Below are 16,164 nucleotides of genomic sequence, written 5' to 3'. Positions count from 1 at the left end.
TTGCCGCTTGCCTTACCCCTGTACAGGCGGACAGGACGCGATACCCTGCCGTCGGCTCTCACAACCCCCAGTAATATTGCTTAATTTTCTGGGCCATTAGCCGACGGCGTTCAACCAGGAAGGCTTCAAATTGCTCGGACTGATAGGCCGCAAGATTCTCCGGGAGGCAGTTGACGGCCAGGTTAGTTTTGAGATCATCCAGGCGTGTAATAGCGCCATAGCGCGCCACGCCGCTTTCACATTGAGCAAATACGTCGGCCATGTAGGTCGCTGGAGCAGTGTGGCCAATCTTGATATTTACTTCCTGTTGTACGTACACGTAATTGGCCACTTGGTTGTACTTGCTTCGGAGGAGGCCCTGCTGCTTCAAAAAGCTCTTCGGAAAGATGTGGTGGATATCACCATGATGCGTGAGCATGTCCCGCACGGTGATGTCTTTAGACAGGAAGCCCTTCTCACCTCGATTGGCCTGCGCAGCCCAGAACACCTTGATGGCCGGGGCGTTAACGGAAGATGTAGTCAACGCCTGCGGCAGGCCGAAGTCCCAGAAGGCGTCGGAAAGCTCAGCAGCCTCGATCTCGCCCAGCACATCCACGAACTGCCGTTCATGAATTGCCTTAATGTCCTTGTCGAAACGCGACTCTGGCGAGCCCGAGTAACGCCCAGTCAACAGCGACATCACAAACCAGCGGCGAACCCAACTTTCGATATTGGGGTTGTTGCCCAAGTCGCGTTTAAGCTTGAGGTATAAGACGTAGGCGAAGTTCAGCGCGTTGACCGAACCGATCATGGAGCTGTCCACGAATCCGGCCGATCGGATTATCATCAAGAAGCGCTTGAAGTGCGTTTCGTTAATGAACTCCTTGACCCCTTCGCTCAGGGTCTTGAAAGATTCCTCTTCGATTTCCTTCTCGTAGCTTCGGGTTTCGAAGTTACGGCCCGAGAGCAGCCCGACCAGATCCGATAGGCGACCTCGATTGAATTTGGTAGTGAAGGCCACACGTAGCATGTCAGAGTAGCTAGGATCGTACAGATCATCGATTTCGCCCTTCAGCCAACGCATAGCTTTGAAGTAGTCAGTCTGGACGAAGGCCTTATCGTTGTTTTCGATATGGGCGTAGAACTCAGGTGCGATGGAGAGGTGGCAGAAATAGTCGATGGCCTTGCGCAGGGTGTTACCGTCGAACTCTTCGTTGGCGGCGATCTTCGACATCACGAAGTCCGCCTGACTGAGAACAACTCCTTTTGAGTTGATGCGGATGAAGATCTCGGTCACAGTCTCGATGTCCAGATCTGCCGCTAGCTCAATCAGGCCGATCTGCTTCTTGGTGATATCGCATAGCCTGTCCAAGCGCTCGTATACCAGGTCCTCATTTAACTCAGGGTTTGCGGCCAGATAATCCTTGGCGGCTTTGTGTGACTTCAGTTCGCCGCTGACGATGGGCGCGATATCAGCGAACCAAGCCTTATCTTTCTCAATAGCTGGGTTGCTGACCTCGAAGCGCTGCTCGATGGGGTGGAAGGCAATTCGAATCCGTATCTGTTGATAATCCTGGTTGATCACCTGCTGGCCGGCTACGGCCGCTGTCAATGCCGTAACGCGTTGCTGGCCGTCGATCAGCACCTTCTTGCCTTCGGCCAACGAGCCGTCTTTCAGCTTAACCGTGGGATTGCGCCACGCGATGATGTAACCGACTGGGAAGCCCTGGTACAGACTGTCCATCAGGTCACGCACCTTAGTGGCATCCCACACGAAAGGGCGTTGGATTTCCGGAATGGCAATCTCGCCAGACTTGACCCAGCTCAGCAGAGTTTCGATCAGGTGCTGATTAACGGAGTATTTCTGCGCTGACATTGGCATTCCTTTGCATGTATAAACGGTGAATCTACTCAGCCGGAACAGGTAGCAGACCTACCGAGTCGCACCTGGTGAGATATGGCACTTTGCCTGAGGGTACCAGATTGGCTGCTGCTTCCAAGTGCACATCCTGGTCATCGAAGAAGATATGCGGATTGAAAGCCGTGAGCACTTTGGGTTTGCCGACGCCGCCGAGAAAGAAAGCTTCGTCAACGTACACGCCCCAAGCACGCAAGGTATTGATTACTCGCATTTCCGACGGAGAATTCCGTGCGGTAACGATAGCAATTCTGATCGGTGAATCCTTTCCGCCGGTGGGCAGACGCTCCTGTAACTTGGCAAGCTTTATCAGCAGGCTGGCATAGGGGCCCTCTTCCATAGGCGTATGTTACAACGCATCTTCCCGAGCCTGAAAGGCATCCAGGCCCTGCGTTTTATAGACCAGCTCGCTGGCGTCGGAGAACAGTACGGCGTCACCGTCAAAGGCAATGCGTACCTGGCCCGCTGAGATTTGCGGGGCATTAGCTGGCGGCTGAACAGGCTCGCATTGATGAACGCCGCCGGGCGGACGTCGCTGCAGCCGAGATACTCCGCCAGCAGCAAGAGCGCGAGCGCGACGAGGCCCATCGCCGGAGCATCAACCGCGCAGCGCTGAAAGCCTTCATCGCCGGCGGCATGCCTGAGGCCTGCGCCAAACATGCGGTCACCATGATCGTGCAGCGCAAGATCCCCAACGTTTCCATTTCCTACTGAGGTCGCCATGAGCCAAGTAGCCCGGGTCGAACAGACCAATGCGCCGGTGATCGCCGCCGAGTCGGTGACTATCCTGCAGATCATCCAGCAGGTCGCCCTGACACCCAACGCAGACATCGACAAGATGGAACGCTTGATGGTCACGCACCAAAACATCCAGGCGCTGCAGACCAAGCAGCAGTTCGACGAGGCCCTGGCCGCCATGCAAGAAGAGCTGCCGGTAATTGGTGAGCGTGGCGGCATCAAGGACAAGAACGGCCGCATCCAGAGCACCTATGCGCTCTGAGAGGACATCAACGAGATGATCAAGCCGGTGCTCGCCCGCCACGGATTCGCCCTCTCCTTTCGCACGCCACGCAACGAGCGAGGCATTGAAGTGGAGGGCGTGCTGAGCCACCGCACCGGGTACCGAGAAACCACCTCCCTGGTCCTGCCGGCCGATACCTCCGGCAGCAAGAACGGTGTCCAGGCCGTGGCCTCCAGCGTGAGCTACGGCAAGCGGTACACCGCCGGCGCCCTGCTCAACTTCACCACCACCGGCGAGGATGACGACGGCAACGGTGCAGTCGTAACACCTCGGGTGACCTAAGTGCAGGCCACCCAGCTGGCCATGCTGCTGGAGCGCTGCAGCGAGAAGGCAAAGGCCGCATTCGCCAGCATTCACGGCACCCCATCGGCTGTTGTGAAAGCCGCATTCGACCAGGTGCTCGGCATGCTCACCAAGTCAGCCACCCAAAACTCTGCCGCAGGCCAGGAGACTTCCAATGCAGATCATCACTGACATCGAGCAAGGCACGCCTGAGTGGCTGGCCCTGCGCCTGGGCATCATCACCTGCTCGGAGCTGGATTGCCTGCTGGTCAGCGGCAAAGGTGAAGCGGGTTTCGGCGTGGCCGCCTTCACCTACATCGATCTGTTAATCGGTGAACGCATCACCGAAGAGGCTGCTGAGATTCCATTCCAGACCAAGGCAACCATCCGTGGCCATGAGCTTGAGGGTGTCGCACGCGGGCTCTATGAGGACCGTGAAAGCCTCAAGACTCGTTCAGTCGGGATCATCCTGAACCACGGCATCGGCTACTCGCCCGACGCACTGGTCGGCGACGACGGCCTCACCGAGATCAAGACCAAGCTGCCCAAGTTTCAGGTCGGCGTGATCTTGGCCGGGGATGTTCCGAAAGAGCACGTCGCCCAGTGCCAGGGTGGCCTGTGGGTTTCGGAGCGCGAGTGGCTGGACTTCATCAGCTACTGGCCCGGCATGCCTCTTTTCGTCAAGCGGGTTTACCGCGACGAAGCCATGATCCGAAAGCTCACCGAACGGGTGAAGACCGTCTACGAAATCCTCGACGAGCGCATGAACAAGGTGCTCGGCCTGGCCACTTAACCAAGGAATCACGATGCCTACTCTTACCGATATCGGCCGCATTGGCCGCGACGCTGAACTTCGCTACACTCCCAACGGCGACGCAGTCTGCAACCTCGCAATTGCTTGCGAATACGGCCGCAAAGGCCAGGACGGCAAGCGCCCAACCCAGTGGGTCGATGCCACGCTCTGGGGCAAGCAGGCTGAGGCCATGGCCCAGTACCTGGTCAAGGGCCAGCAAGTGCACTTCACCATCGACGACGCCCACGTCGAAACCTACACCAGGGGCGACAACTCGCAGGGCGTGAAACTCACTGGCCGCGTGATCATCATCAAGTTTGCCGGCAGCCCGCCACAGCAGTCGCAAGGCAACCAGCAAACTCAACAGCCACGACAGCAACAACGTTCCCAGCAGCAGCGGCCGGCCCCACAACAGAACCAAACGTGCATGGGCTGGGCCCGGGCGGCGCGCTAACGCTGCTTGAACCGCCGCGCCACGAAATCACGGTGTCACCGGTCGTGGCGCGGAAGCTTGAAAACTTCAGGGTCCGAGAGAGCCTAAGAATCAGTTCCGGCAATTAAGGTTTCAGACCTCCAGGCCAATAGGCATCAGATCTCCGAAGCCCCATATACCTGTCGCGACCAGCCCTAGTAGCACCGCTAACTTCTTGAACAAACTGATTTGATTTCCATACCTTTCTAGCAAATCTCCAAAGGTTTGACCTACGTATCCGTTTGGCTGGAAGACATCGCTCATCACCTGCGTAGCAAAAAGAGCCAAGAAAGCAAAACCAGTGCTTACTGCTCCTGATCGAGAAATCCAAGAGACTGGTGTGCCGTACCAAAAACATATGGCAATAGCGGCGATAGGGGTGATGACAGCCAGGCACCCACAAATTAAGAAGCCAAGCCTAGCCCTGCGTAACGGACGCTCATAAATATCGAGGTTTAACTCTTCCGACAATTCGCTTCATCCTTAGCAAAACCAATATCAATAGCTGATCTAAAGCCAAATTGCCACCATGCCGCATCCGGCAACGGAGGGCGGCGCATGCACGGAGAAAGCCATGGACAAGCACACCAAGATCCTCATCGCTGAGATACCTGGCGAATGGATCGAACGCACCCGCTCCGGCCACACCAACATCTGGAACGGCAAGAATCACGACCGGCCGCACCGAAACGGCCTTCCGGAAGTGAAACTTGAACCGCCGGAAAAGGGCCTGTACGCCGAGCGTATCGACGGCGCCTGGTACTGGGTTTCGGGCTGCAACAAGTGCAACGGCACAACGGGAAAGTGGAGCTACATCGTCTGCGACAAGCACAACGCCTGTCACCACTGCGGAACCCATGGTTCGAAGCTTACCGAGACGCCCTGGGGGCACTCCGAAGGCTTTACCTGTAAGCCTTGCCAAGACCGCATCGACGCCGCCGCCAAGGCTGAGGCCCTGGCCAAGTTTGCCGAAGCAGAATTCGACGGCTCGGACTTCGAGTATCAGGACGAGTGCAAGTGCCCCCACTGTGCAACCACCACCCACCTGGAGTCGGAAGACCACAAGGACCAGGAGATGGAGTGCGACGTATGCGGCGGCGGCTTCGAGCTGACCCTGAACTACGAGGTCACCTACAGTACCAAGGTGATCGGCGAGCGAGTCACTGCCTGACCCTCCGGCGCTGCCCGCCAGCGCCTTCCCTCATGCCGTTTTCGAAACGATAAGAAGGATGGCACCTATCGCCGCAGCAATTGCAGCAGCACTATTCCATCGAGCTTGAGCTCGCAATGTCTTAATGAGATCAGCTCCATTTACGACTATTCCGTCCCAGTAGTCGCCGTCCGGTTTCCCCCTCAGGTTTTCCGGTGGGTCGACCTTCACAATCGCAGCGGCCAGCCAGCAGAACGCCGAGATGGCACCAAAAGCGACCGACCCGTAATCAGCAAGCATCACCAAATTCATATCGCGCTCCTTCATTTGCGCGCCAGGAATACCCCACTTCAACGAATCACGCCACCCCGGCGAGGAATGGGCCCTCACACTTCGCAGAGAGCCCATTGCCACCTTCGTCTTCCGCCCTCCTTGTTAGCTAAGGAGTTGGTAGAGCTGGAGTAGTTGGTTGATCAACTCGGTGATCGCGGCGATCAGTTCCAGCCAGTTAGTCAGTCTTACTATCGGCATCTCCATTGGTCTTGGGGAATTTCCCTCTTGGAGATGCGTAACGCACACCTATAAATCGCGAGCGGATCTACTCGCCAACATCGACCACGAAGGATCACTCATGACCACAGCAATCGACCTGTTCGCCGACCTCGGCGGATGGAGCACAGGCGCACGCGCCGCAGGCGTCCAGGTTCTCTGGGCGGCAAACCACTGGCCTGAAGCCGTGAAATGGTATTCAGCCAACCATCCTCATGCTGAGCATGTATTCCAGGACCTGGGTACCTACCTCCGTTAGCTACCCCGCGCATCTACTCTACGGCCAGATAGTGGGGAGGCACCCGTCACGGTTAACAACTCGTAAAAATCACACATATACAGGAATAAATTTGGCATCTGTCAATGGCTCCATAAGATCAAACTTTAAAGTTGAAGCCCTTACGCCAACATCATCCCTGCAGATCATCATAGTATGCTTCTTCAAACCAACACCTTGATGCACGAGCCATTTCAAAATAACATCCGAACCCGACTTTACGAGGAATTGGTCATCTAGCGATCGTGACTTAGACGTAAAATAGTTTTCAATAGCCCCACCCACCAGGTCGGGAATACTAAGCAAATCGAGAAAGCTACTATCCTTTTCTTCAAAAGGAACGGCCCCTCCGACCAAGGCATACCTCTTATCCGAATAATGTCCAAGCACCCGACAAAAGTACGATAAGGCATCAGCGAATCGCTCTGGATTTGCTGCAATCGAGTCATGATCAGTCATCCAAAATACTTTCTGATCTTCTTTTGAAAGCAGCGTGACAAGGAAGGATAGATAATGGATGACTCGAAAAAGCTTTTCCGCAACAGCAGGTTTCAAATAGGACATCCCTATCTGGGCCAGCGCGTCACTCATTACCTGCGAGTGGCTCAGCTTTCCTTCAACAAATAATGACTCTATATCTTTTTCAACCACCACCGTTAAAACCAATCCATTTATCAAGTTTTGCGCCATCACCAAATACGGCTCAAGAATCCTTCTTGTAGGGCCATGATCAAGTCTCTTATATGCAATTTCTTTAAATGGCGAATCCAAGCCAAACTGCCGCCTAAGCTCCAGCATCTTGTCTTGAAATCTCTGCAATTGACTATAAGCAACAATCAAAAAACTGTAAGTGTTATATTTACTTGCCGAATGCTCCCCACCATAATCACTAAAAATCGCAATAGTTTCATTGCGATCCTGAAGATTAGGTAGCAAAAGTTCCTTTCTACCCTCGCTTGCTTGCAAATGTCGTTGAAACTCACGAACAAACCAAGGATAGCTGTCATTATCCGAAACAACATTCAAATCAGGATTGCGAAGAATCAAACTCTCAGCATATTTCCGTAGCGCTTTATTTTGATTCATGACAGCCCCTATATTTTGATAGCCGCATAGCTTACTTTAATCAATTAAATTTTTGTATCACCCCTGAAAATAACAACCTCGTTATGACCTGTTTGTCTACTGAGCTTGATGAGTACATCTGTACTCTTTCTGCTGTAACCCCTCTTTCCCTCTATTCATTGCCGCGATATGGCGGCGAGGTATCCCCATGCCCACAGAAAACCGATCCAGCAACACCGAACAGATGGTCAGCGTGCCGGCCAGCAAGCTGAAAAAGATCCATCGTGACTTGGACGCCTGTCAGAAGGTGATCTGGTTACGCGGAGGGTTCGATCCGGCCTACTGCAAGGATGCACAGGATTCGCTCAAGGACATCGATGCCCTGTTCTCCCAGCCAACCGCCCAGCACCAGGGTAAGCCTGTGTTGATTCAAGCAGTGGCGGTAACCCGTGAAGACGATGATGAAGGCCTGCGCCTTGAATGGCTGCTTGAGGGCGGGATCTCTGAAATGGAATTTCCAGGCATGGTGCTATTCGCGCTGCCAGATGCCAACGACCTGTGCGAAGAAGACGGCAGCGCTGAAGTCTATCTCCACCCTCCGGCAGCCGACGGATTCAGCGCCGGCGATATGGCCGACCAAGGAGCCAAGGCGTTTGCTGCGCGTGACCCGGAAGTCGAACAGCTGCGCGGCCAGGTTGCTCGCCAAAATGAGCTGCTGGAGCGGATGAAAGCCATGTTCCTCCGCGATGACCCTTGCGACCTGTACGACGCAGTTTGCAGCGTGCTGACCGGCAGCAAAGCTTCCGAATGACCAAAGGAGTACATTTGTACTCCGCTCCTCTCCCCTCTATTGAATAGCCGCTATATGGCGGCCAAGGAACAATCGTGCCTGTTGAAAAGATTGCCCTCGACTCAACCGACCTGGATGCCCTACACGTCGCCGCCAAAGCCGCTGCCGATGACGTGATCCGCTCTCACGACTGGAAAGGAATGGTCGAAGACGCCGACCTGCTCCGAACTGATGAGCGATACGTGACACTTGCTGACCCTGCGGTGATCGCAGCAATCATGACTGAGCTGATGGACCTTCGGAAGGCCCTGGGAGGCATGCTGTTCGCCTTCGATGATGGCTCTGGCCAGAACTGGTCGCGGGACCTTTTGGACTACGCCCGCAAGATCACACCTGCAGTCGAGTACAAGCCATGACCCGCCCTCTGCCTCCTGCAGGCTGTCGGTGCCAGGGCCACCAAGAACGTCATCGACGTGCCGCACCGCACCGAGCTGTCGCCACCTGCCACACCCTCAAAATCACGGCCCGCCCGCCGGGGCTTGGCTCCTGAGAGGAGTCTAAATGCACAGAGTGCCATAGAGAAATACCGACTCAACTAAACCCCAGCCACCTGGCAATGCCTGCCACAACTACTCCCCCTATGATCGCCATTATCCAATTAAAAGTGCTGCGACCTATGGCGCGAGGCCCATTCTTTGGAGCAGGGGGTAGTTCAGAATTTTCAACCTTCTGACTTTTCTGATCTTTATCTACCGAATTGTAATCAGCCTCACACTCTTCAACCTCAAGCCCATTTAGTCCTTTACCTTTAATTAAGGCGGCCGAATCAGTTCTACATTTTACAATCTTAACATCGTCGGAGTCTTCCAATTCAAACATAGCCATTAACTACCCTCCATATGGCAAACGCCAGTAACGAATACGTTGGAACAAACGTATGGGTAATGTTTGAAATACGTAGATTTGTAGCGCGCGCCCCTTTAACAGCTACTGCCCCCTCAACATTAACATTATTGACTTTAGCCCCAGTTGAGCCGGTCACATTTATAGCCACGTCGAACCCAGCGACACAGACATCAAATACGTGACAGTCGGTGGAGTTGCTCATATCTATTGCAGTAGCCAAGTCACGCCCCCAAGCAATTCGCCAACGTTATGGTAGCACTGCGATGCAGTGAACACCGTTAGATCTACCAGTCAACCACCCGTAATTTTGCTGCAGCTTGCCAACAGGAGCTGCCAGACGACGTAGAGCAAGAACGTCAATCTAGACGCTAACGCGAACGTGATTACCGGAAAGAACTCCCTCCCCACCTCTGCCGCCATGCGTGGCGTGGAGCCTATCCCATGGAAACCGAAATTCTCTCGGAGAAAGAACTGGCCGAACTGACCGGCTACAAGGCCAGGGGCTACCAGCGCAGCTGGCTTGAAGAACGTCAATGGCACTTTGTCGAAAGCCGCGGTGGGCGACCATGGTTGGTCGGAAGTACGCCCGTATGAAACTGGGTATCACTATTCAAGTGATGTCTGTAACTCCCCCGCCTCTGCCGGTACCGGCATGGACGCCTGATATTTCTAAGGTTAGGTGATATGCGCCCCCGGAATTACGAAAACAGGGACTTGCCGCCGGGGATGTACCGGCGCATACGCAGTAGTAAAAGTAAGAAGAACCCGAAAAAGGAGTGGATTAGTTATATCTACCTGGACAAATCAGGCAAGCTAATCCCTCTCGGCACTGATCTGAACCTGGCCAGGCTGAAGTGGGCCGAGCTGGAAGCCAAGGAGAAGCCGCGCGATCTCCTCCAAATAAAGTCAGTCTTCGATCGATATGAACGAGACATCATCCCCAAGAAGGCGCCACGCACGCAAAAGGACAACCTGGCGGAGCTTCGACAGCTTCGGCCGTTCTTCGACGGCGCCCCCATAGACGCCATCACGCCGTCACTTGTCGCTCAGTACAGAGATGCGCGCTCGGCCCCTGTCCGGGCGAACAGGGAAATCGCTCTCCTATCTCACATCTACAACATGGCGCGCGAGTGGGGCCTATCTACCAAGGAAAACCCGTGCCAGGGTGTACGGAAGAACAAGGAGAAGCCACGCGACTTTTATGCAAATGATTCGGTCTGGAAAGCCGTGTACGCCAAAGCGGTGGATGAACTGAGGGTGGCCATGGATTTGGCGTATCTGACGGGCTAGCGTCCTGCGGACGTACTGGTGATGAGGAAGGACGACATCGAGGACAACGCTCTCGGTGTGACGCAGAAGAAGACCCACAAAAAACTGCGGATCATGCTTGAAGTGGACGGAGCGGAAAGCGGCCTTGGCGTCCTCATCAAAGAGATCCTGAAGAGAAACGAAGCGCACTCGTCACCGTACCTGATCTTGACGGACGGTGGCCAGCGGGTGACCGCGTCGATGCTTCGGCGCCGCTGGGATGATGCTCGGGAGGAGGCGGTGAAGGAAGCGACAGCCTCTGGCGACCCGGCCCTGGCCGGCCGCATCAGTCAGTTCCAGTTCCGCGACATACGCCCCAAAGCTGCATCGGAAATCACTGATGTGGAACACGTAAGCCTGCTGCTTGGACACACTAAAAGCGACATCACTGAACGGGTTTACCGGCGCGTAGGAGCCCTGGCGAAACCCACCAAGTAGCCGAAGTTTTGCCAGCGCTGACAAAATAAGCCATTCCCAAGGGTGTTCCCATGGGTAGTTTTTCCATGGCCCAGAAACGCAAAAAGCCCTGAATAATCAGGGCTTTGAAGATGGCGGAAGCGTAGAGATTCGAACTCTAGGATAGTTGCCCATCGACGGTTTTCAAGACCGTTGCCTTAAACCACTCGGCCACGCTTCCTCGTATTGCGGGCGCCATAATACCGAAATGAAACAAGCTGTCAAACTCTCTGTGTAGCTGGTTTGCGTGGCTCTGTTATGATCTTTGCATCTGAACGTTACAAACCCACAGGAGTGTCGCCATGCGCGAACAGGATTACGCCGTCAATCACGGCCAGCAGGTCGAGCAACAGGAGGTCAGCCGGGTCCTGCGCAATACGTACGGGCTGCTGGCCATCACCCTCGCCTTCAGTGGCGTCATGGCTTTCATCGCGCAGCAGATGCGTGTGGGCTACCCGAACATCTTTGTGGTGCTGATCGGCTTCTATGGCCTGTTCTTCCTCACCAACAAGCTGCGTGATTCGGCCTGGGGCCTGGTGTCTACATTCGCCCTAACCGGTTTCATGGGCTTTATCCTCGGCCCTATCCTTAACCGTTACCTGGGCATGGCCGGTGGCGCTGAAGTGGTCAGCTCGGCCTTCGCCATGACCGCACTGGTGTTCGGCGGCCTGTCGGCCTATGTGCTGATCACCCGCAAGGACATGAGCTTCCTCGGTGGCTTCATCACCGCCGGTTTCTTCGTGCTGATGGGCGCGGTGCTGGCCAGCCTGTTCTTCCAGATCAGCGGCCTGCAACTGGCAATCAGCGCCGGCTTCGTGCTGTTCTCGTCGGTGTGCATCCTGTTCCAGACCAGCGCGATCATTCACGGTGGCGAGCGTAACTACATCATGGCGACCATCAGCCTGTATGTATCGATCTACAACCTGTTCGTCAGCCTGCTGCAGCTGTTCGGCCTGATGGGTCGGGATGACTGATCACAGGGTTGGTTGATTGTAGGAAAGCCCGCTTCGGCGGGCTTTTTTTATGAAGGACGATTGGCTCGTGCGCGCGCTTATCGGGATGCCGGATCGCCGCGTTGGACTGCGTAGCAGGCCCGTTTCTGCGTCGCGCTTGCGGCCTTCGCGGATAAATCCGCTCCTACAGGGGACGGTGTAGGGGTGATATCTATGGCTACCCCTAATGGCCAATGCCCCGTAGAATGCGCTCCTTTTTTCTTCCGGGGCAGCACTCCCATGAGTTCAATCGAGCAACCTGGCGCACCCGCGCAGGCCAATGAGCTGGTTCTTGGCCTTGAAGACCGGCCACGGCCGCTGATCGCGATGCTGGCCGCACTGCAGCATCTGCTGGCGATCATCGTGCCGATCGTGACGCCAGGCCTGTTGATCTGCCAGGCACTGGGGGTGTCGCCGCGGGATACCAACCTGATCGTGTCGATGTCGCTGGTGATTTCCGGGATCGCGACCTTTGTTCAGTGCCGCCGCTTCGGGCCGTTCGGCGCCGGGTTGCTGATTGTTCAGGGCACCAGTTTCAACTTTGTCGGACCGTTGATCGCCGGTGGCGCGCTGATGGTCAAGCAAGGCACGCCGGTTGAAGCGGTGATGGCGGCGATTTTCGGCGTGGTGATCGCCGGCTCGTTCGTTGAAATGGGTATTTCGCGGATTTTGCCGTTTGTTAAGCGCCTGATTACTCCCCTGGTGACCGGTATCGTGGTGCTAATGATCGGCCTGACCTTGATCAAGGTCGGCCTGATCAGCATGGGCGGTGGCTTCGGCGCCATGAGCAACGGCACCTTCGCCAACGGCGAAAACCTGCTGCTGTCGGGCGTGGTGCTGGCCATTATCGTGGTGCTCAACCGTATTCCGGTGGTGTGGATGCGCAGCTGCGCCATCGTCATTGCCCTGGCTGTGGGTTACGCACTGGCCGGTTACCTGGGCCGTCTGGACTTCACCGGCATGCACGAAGCCGAGCTGTTCCAGGTGCCGATGCCGCTGCATTTCGGCCTGGGCTTCTCCTGGGCACTGTTCATTCCGATGCTGGTGATCTATCTGGTGACTTCGCTGGAAGCCATCGGTGACGTTACCGCTACCAGCAAGGTGTCGCGCCAGCCGGTCGAAGGCCCGCTGTGGATGCAGCGCATCAAGGGCGGCGTACTGGTGAACGGCGCCAACTCGCTGCTGGCCGGGGTGTTCAACACGTTCCCCAGCTCGATCTTTGCCCAGAACAACGGCGTGATTCAGCTGACCGGTATCGCCAGCCGTCATATCGGTGTGTGGATTGCCGCGATGCTGGTGATTCTCGGCCTGTTCCCAAGCGTTGCCGGGGTGATTCAGGCGGTGCCTGAGCCAGTGCTCGGCGGCGCGGCGATGGTGATGTTCGGTGCAGTGGCTGCTTCGGGGATCAATATTCTTGCCAGCATCAGCCTGGACCGTCGTGCGCTGCTGATCATCGCGGTGTCGCTGGCCCTGGGGCTGGGCGTTGCGCAGGTGCCGGAGTTCCTCGCGCATATGCCGTCGGCGCTGCGCAATGTGCTGGAATCGGGTGTGGCGACCGGGGGCATTTGTGCCCTGGTGCTGAACTGGTTCTTGCCGGAGCCTAAAGAGAAGGCTTGAGGTGCTGGGGCCGAGTTGCGGCCCAATCGCAGGCTACGCCAGCTCCTACAGATAGGGAGCGGTTGGTTCTAGAGCCCGTGGCATGTTGCTGCGGGCTTTTTGCTTTATTATTGGCGCAGTTTTGCTGAATGAGCCTTCCATGAAGTTCGCCATCGCGGTTTTTTCTCCAGCCCACGCGCCCTCCTCGCGCCGCGCCCTGCTGTTTGCCCAGGCCGCGCTGGCCGGCGGACACGAAATTGTCCGGCTGTTTTTCTATCAGGACGGCGTGCACAGCGCCTCGGCCAACGTGGTTGCACCACAGGATGAGCTGGATGTAGCCGGCCAATGGCGATCCTTCATCACGGAGCATCAGCTCGATGCGGTGGTGTGCATTGCCGCCGCCCTGCGCCGTGGCGTGCTCAACGCCGAAGAAGCGCAACGCTATCAGCGCCCGGCGGTCAACCTGCCGGCGCCGTGGGAGCTGTCTGGCCTGGGTCAGCTGCACGAGGGCGCACAAAGCGCCGACCGCTTGATGTGCTTTGGAGGCGACTGAGATGGCCAAGTCCTTGCTGATTATCAGCCGTCAGGCCCCCTGGGCCGGGCCGTCCGCCCGTGAGGCGCTGGACATTGCCCTGGCCGGTGGCGCCTTTGACCTGCCGCTGGGCATGCTCTTTCTCGATGACGGCGTGTTCCAGCTTGCGCCCGACCAGCAACCGGCCCAGCTGCAGCAAAAGAACCTCGCCGCCAACCTGCAGGCCTTGCCGATGTTCGGCGTCGAAGAGCTGTTTGTCGCCAGCAGCAGCCTGCAGGAACGCGGCCTGAGCGCAGCGACCCTGAGCCTGCCGGTTCAAGCACTGGATGACACCGCCCTGGCCGCGTTGATCGACCGTTTTGACCAGGTGATTACCCTCTGATGAGCACCTTGCACGTAATTTCCCACTCGCCGTTCGGCGACAATCGCCTGAGCAGCTGCCTGCGCCTGCTGGGCAGCGACGATGGCCTGTTGCTCTGCGGCGATGCGGTGTATGCCCTGCAGCCCGGTAGCGCGCCGCTGGCCAGCCTGCAGGCGAGCAACCTGCAGGGCCGCCTGTTCGCCCTTGAAGAGGACCTGAATGCCCGCGCCATCAGCGCTGGCGAGACCACCCGAGCCATCGACTACCCGGGCTTTGTCGCGCTGTCGCTGAACTACGACAAGGTCAACAGCTGGCTATGAATACGCTGACCGTAGGCGAGCGCAGCATCGCTCTGGACAAGGATGGCTACCTGGTTGAGCTCAGCGACTGGTCTGACGAGGTTGCCGCTGCCCTGGCCGCCCACGAAGAGCTGGAGCTGACCCCAGAACACTGGGAAGTGCTGACGCTGCTGCGCGCGTTCTACCAGGAGTTCGAGCTGTCGCCGGCCACCCGCCCGCTGATCAAATACACCGCGCTCAAGCTGGGCCCGGAAAAAGGCAACAGCATGCACCTCAACCGCCTGTTCAAAGGCACTCCCGCCAAACTCGCCGCAAAGCTTGCGGGCCTGCCGAAGCCGACCAATTGCATATGACCGATCCTCGCCCGCTAGTCACCGAAACCCCGGCCGAACACCCCTTTGCCCAGTTCGTACGCATCCTTGGCAAGGGCAAGCGCGGCGCCCGCGGCCTGAGCCGTGAAGAGGCCCGTGAGGCCATGGGCATGCTGCTCGACGGCAAGGTCGAGGAAACCCAGCTGGGCGCCTTCCTGATGCTGCTGCGGCACAAGGAAGAAAGCCCGGAGGAACTCGCCGGCTTCACCGAGGCGCTGCGCCAGCGCCTGGACGCGCCGTCGATTGCGGTGGACATCGACTGGCCGACCTATGCCGGCAAGAAGCGTCACCTGCCCTGGTACCTGCTGGCGGCCAAATGCCTGGCTGCCAACGGCGTGCGCATCCTGCTGCACGGCGGCGGTGCGCACACCGCCGGGCGCCTGTACACCGAGCAGGTGCTCGATCTGCTGCAGATCCCGCTGTGTCGCGACTGGAACGCGGTTGCCGAGGCCCTCGACAGCCAGCAACTGGCCTTTATTCCTTTGCAGGACTGGGCACCGCGCCTGCAGCGGATGATCGACCTGCGCAACACCTTGGGCCTGCGCTCACCGATCCACTCGCTGGCCCGTGTACTCAACCCGCTGGGCGCCCGCTGCGGCCTGCAAAGCATTTTCCACCCGGGCTACCAGGCCGTGCACCGCGAAGCCAGCCGCCTGCTCGGCGACACCGCCATTGTGGTCAAGGGCGACGGTGGCGAGATCGAGATCAACCCGGACACCAGCAGCCATCTGTACGGCACCGCGCACGGCATCGACTGGGACGAAGAATGGCCGGCCCTGGCCGCTCAGCGCCATGTCAAACCGGCAAGCCTTGAGCCCGAGCACCTGTTGACGGTGTGGCGCGGCGAAGCACGCGACAGCTACGGCGAACTCGCTGTGGTGGCGACCATGGCCCTGGCCTTGCGTGGCCTGGGTCAGGCTCGCGATGACGCCTTTGCTCAGGCGCAAGCCTACTGGGATAGCCGCACGCGTTAAGGCAATGCATCAATAAAGTCGATCATACAGGCGCAGACTTTGCGCTATTCGTTCGAACCTGACGCCGTAGACT

20 protein-coding genes, 1 tRNA gene and 5 pseudogenes are annotated in these 16,164 nt (G+C 57.3%); 19 read left to right on the top strand and 7 right to left on the bottom strand.

What is annotated here, in order from left to right; all coding sequences use genetic code 11:
* Positions 1 to 58 precede the first annotated feature (58 nt).
* Together DM813_RS17770 and DM813_RS17765 are read right to left on the bottom strand one after the other, a co-directional pair.
* Positions 59 to 1,855 carry a GmrSD restriction endonuclease domain-containing protein gene (locus DM813_RS17770; protein WP_128324685.1) on the bottom strand — a complete coding sequence of 599 codons (1,797 nt, stop codon included), beginning with the start codon at positions 1,853 to 1,855 and terminating at the stop codon, positions 59 to 61.
* 31 nt (positions 1,856 to 1,886) lie between these two features.
* A pseudogene (locus DM813_RS17765) lies at positions 1,887 to 2,324 on the bottom strand (5'-nucleotidase).
* A 62-nt stretch (positions 2,325 to 2,386) separates the two neighbouring features.
* Here DM813_RS17765 and DM813_RS28675 point away from each other — a divergent pair.
* The 6 genes and pseudogenes from DM813_RS28675 to DM813_RS17745 form a co-directional block, all read left to right on the top strand.
* Positions 2,387 to 2,611: pseudogene (locus tag DM813_RS28675) on the top strand (hypothetical protein); the annotation flags it as partial.
* A gap of 7 nt (positions 2,612 to 2,618) precedes the next feature.
* Positions 2,619 to 2,897: a hypothetical protein gene (locus tag DM813_RS28670; protein WP_241653192.1), complete on the top strand. Its 279-nt coding sequence runs from the start codon at positions 2,619 to 2,621 to the stop codon at positions 2,895 to 2,897.
* 6 nt (positions 2,898 to 2,903) lie between these two features.
* Positions 2,904 to 3,200, top strand: a complete 297-nt coding sequence (locus DM813_RS28665) for an ERF family protein (RefSeq protein ID WP_347233029.1) — start codon at positions 2,904 to 2,906, stop codon at positions 3,198 to 3,200.
* Positions 3,201 to 3,392, top strand: a complete 192-nt coding sequence (locus DM813_RS28660; protein WP_241653190.1) for a hypothetical protein — start codon at positions 3,201 to 3,203, stop codon at positions 3,390 to 3,392.
* Entirely contained in the window at positions 3,376 to 3,993 is a 618-nt protein-coding gene (locus DM813_RS17750; RefSeq protein WP_128324684.1) for a lambda exonuclease family protein, read from the top strand. The genes DM813_RS28660 and DM813_RS17750 overlap by 17 nt, the downstream gene beginning before the upstream one ends.
* 13 nt (positions 3,994 to 4,006) lie before the next feature.
* Positions 4,007 to 4,447 carry a single-stranded DNA-binding protein gene (locus DM813_RS17745; RefSeq protein WP_128324683.1) on the top strand — a complete coding sequence of 147 codons (441 nt, stop codon included), beginning with the start codon at positions 4,007 to 4,009 and terminating at the stop codon, positions 4,445 to 4,447.
* A 111-nt stretch (positions 4,448 to 4,558) separates the two neighbouring features.
* Here the strand turns inward: DM813_RS17745 and DM813_RS17740 are convergent, their stop codons facing one another.
* On the bottom strand, positions 4,559 to 4,936 hold the full coding sequence (locus tag DM813_RS17740; RefSeq protein WP_128324682.1) for a hypothetical protein: 378 nt from the start codon (positions 4,934 to 4,936) through the stop codon (positions 4,559 to 4,561).
* Positions 4,937 to 5,039: 103 nt separating this feature from the next.
* On the opposite strand from DM813_RS17740, the gene DM813_RS17735 reads away from it, so the two are divergent.
* Positions 5,040 to 5,636: a hypothetical protein gene (locus tag DM813_RS17735; protein WP_128324681.1), complete on the top strand. Its 597-nt coding sequence runs from the start codon at positions 5,040 to 5,042 to the stop codon at positions 5,634 to 5,636.
* Positions 5,637 to 5,666: 30 nt separating this feature from the next.
* Here DM813_RS17735 and DM813_RS17730 read toward each other — a convergent pair whose 3' ends face one another.
* On the bottom strand, positions 5,667 to 5,927 hold the full coding sequence (locus DM813_RS17730) for a hypothetical protein (RefSeq protein WP_128324680.1): 261 nt from the start codon (positions 5,925 to 5,927) through the stop codon (positions 5,667 to 5,669).
* Positions 5,928 to 6,246: 319 nt separating this feature from the next.
* Between DM813_RS17730 and DM813_RS17725 the strand changes: the two are divergent.
* Positions 6,247 to 6,405: pseudogene (locus DM813_RS17725) on the top strand (DNA cytosine methyltransferase); the annotation flags it as partial.
* 87 nt (positions 6,406 to 6,492) lie between these two features.
* On the opposite strand, the gene DM813_RS17720 reads toward DM813_RS17725, so the two are convergent.
* Positions 6,493 to 7,527 (bottom strand): hypothetical protein, encoded by a 1,035-nt coding sequence (locus DM813_RS17720; RefSeq protein WP_128324679.1) that lies wholly within the window; start codon positions 7,525 to 7,527, stop codon positions 6,493 to 6,495.
* Between the two features lie 223 nt (positions 7,528 to 7,750).
* On the opposite strand from DM813_RS17720, the gene DM813_RS17715 reads away from it, so the two are divergent.
* Both DM813_RS17715 and DM813_RS17710 read left to right on the top strand, forming a co-directional pair.
* Positions 7,751 to 8,317 carry a hypothetical protein gene (locus tag DM813_RS17715; protein WP_206617398.1) on the top strand — a complete coding sequence of 189 codons (567 nt, stop codon included), beginning with the start codon at positions 7,751 to 7,753 and terminating at the stop codon, positions 8,315 to 8,317.
* A gap of 74 nt (positions 8,318 to 8,391) precedes the next feature.
* Positions 8,392 to 8,712: a hypothetical protein gene (locus tag DM813_RS17710; RefSeq protein WP_241653189.1), complete on the top strand. Its 321-nt coding sequence runs from the start codon at positions 8,392 to 8,394 to the stop codon at positions 8,710 to 8,712.
* Between the two features lie 175 nt (positions 8,713 to 8,887).
* Here DM813_RS17710 and DM813_RS17705 read toward each other — a convergent pair whose 3' ends face one another.
* On the bottom strand, positions 8,888 to 9,181 hold the full coding sequence (locus DM813_RS17705; protein ID WP_128324676.1) for a hypothetical protein: 294 nt from the start codon (positions 9,179 to 9,181) through the stop codon (positions 8,888 to 8,890).
* Positions 9,182 to 9,643: 462 nt separating this feature from the next.
* Between DM813_RS17705 and DM813_RS17700 the strand changes: the two are divergent.
* Together DM813_RS17700 and DM813_RS17695 are read left to right on the top strand one after the other, a co-directional pair.
* A pseudogene (locus DM813_RS17700) lies at positions 9,644 to 9,885 on the top strand (DUF4224 domain-containing protein).
* 1 nt (position 9,886) lies between these two features.
* A pseudogene (locus DM813_RS17695) lies at positions 9,887 to 10,948 on the top strand (tyrosine-type recombinase/integrase).
* Positions 10,949 to 11,059: 111 nt separating this feature from the next.
* Here the strand turns inward: DM813_RS17695 and DM813_RS17690 are convergent.
* A tRNA-Ser gene (locus DM813_RS17690) sits at positions 11,060 to 11,147 on the bottom strand.
* Between the two features lie 121 nt (positions 11,148 to 11,268).
* Between DM813_RS17690 and DM813_RS17685 the strand changes: the two genes are divergently transcribed.
* From DM813_RS17685 to DM813_RS17655, 7 genes are all read left to right on the top strand, one after another.
* Complete coding sequence (locus tag DM813_RS17685; protein WP_107025601.1) at positions 11,269 to 11,940, top strand: Bax inhibitor-1/YccA family protein; 672 nt, start codon at positions 11,269 to 11,271, stop codon at positions 11,938 to 11,940.
* Positions 11,941 to 12,198: 258 nt separating this feature from the next.
* Positions 12,199 to 13,575 (top strand): nucleobase:cation symporter-2 family protein, encoded by a 1,377-nt coding sequence (locus tag DM813_RS17680; protein ID WP_128324674.1) that lies wholly within the window; start codon positions 12,199 to 12,201, stop codon positions 13,573 to 13,575.
* A gap of 139 nt (positions 13,576 to 13,714) precedes the next feature.
* Entirely contained in the window at positions 13,715 to 14,107 is a 393-nt protein-coding gene (tusD, locus tag DM813_RS17675) for a sulfurtransferase complex subunit TusD (protein ID WP_128324673.1), read from the top strand.
* Position 14,108: 1 nt separating this feature from the next.
* Positions 14,109 to 14,468, top strand: coding sequence for a sulfurtransferase complex subunit TusC (tusC, locus tag DM813_RS17670; RefSeq protein WP_128324672.1), 360 nt, complete (start codon positions 14,109 to 14,111; stop codon positions 14,466 to 14,468).
* Complete coding sequence (gene tusB / locus DM813_RS17665; RefSeq protein ID WP_128324671.1) at positions 14,468 to 14,767, top strand: sulfurtransferase complex subunit TusB; 300 nt, start codon at positions 14,468 to 14,470, stop codon at positions 14,765 to 14,767. The genes tusC and tusB overlap by 1 nt, the downstream gene beginning before the upstream one ends.
* A complete protein-coding gene (locus tag DM813_RS17660; RefSeq protein WP_128324669.1) occupies positions 14,764 to 15,099 on the top strand; it encodes a TusE/DsrC/DsvC family sulfur relay protein in 336 nt (111 codons plus the stop codon). Before tusB ends, DM813_RS17660 begins: the two co-directional genes overlap by 4 nt.
* Complete coding sequence (locus DM813_RS17655; protein ID WP_128324668.1) at positions 15,096 to 16,091, top strand: glycosyl transferase family protein; 996 nt, start codon at positions 15,096 to 15,098, stop codon at positions 16,089 to 16,091. Before DM813_RS17660 ends, DM813_RS17655 begins: the two co-directional genes overlap by 4 nt.
* Positions 16,092 to 16,164 lie beyond the last annotated feature (73 nt).

It is taken from the genome of Pseudomonas alkylphenolica (assembly GCF_004025535.1).
Lineage (GTDB): Bacteria > Pseudomonadota > Gammaproteobacteria > Pseudomonadales > Pseudomonadaceae > Aquipseudomonas > Aquipseudomonas alkylphenolica_A.
This window is presented reverse-complemented; position numbering and strand designations above follow the sequence as displayed.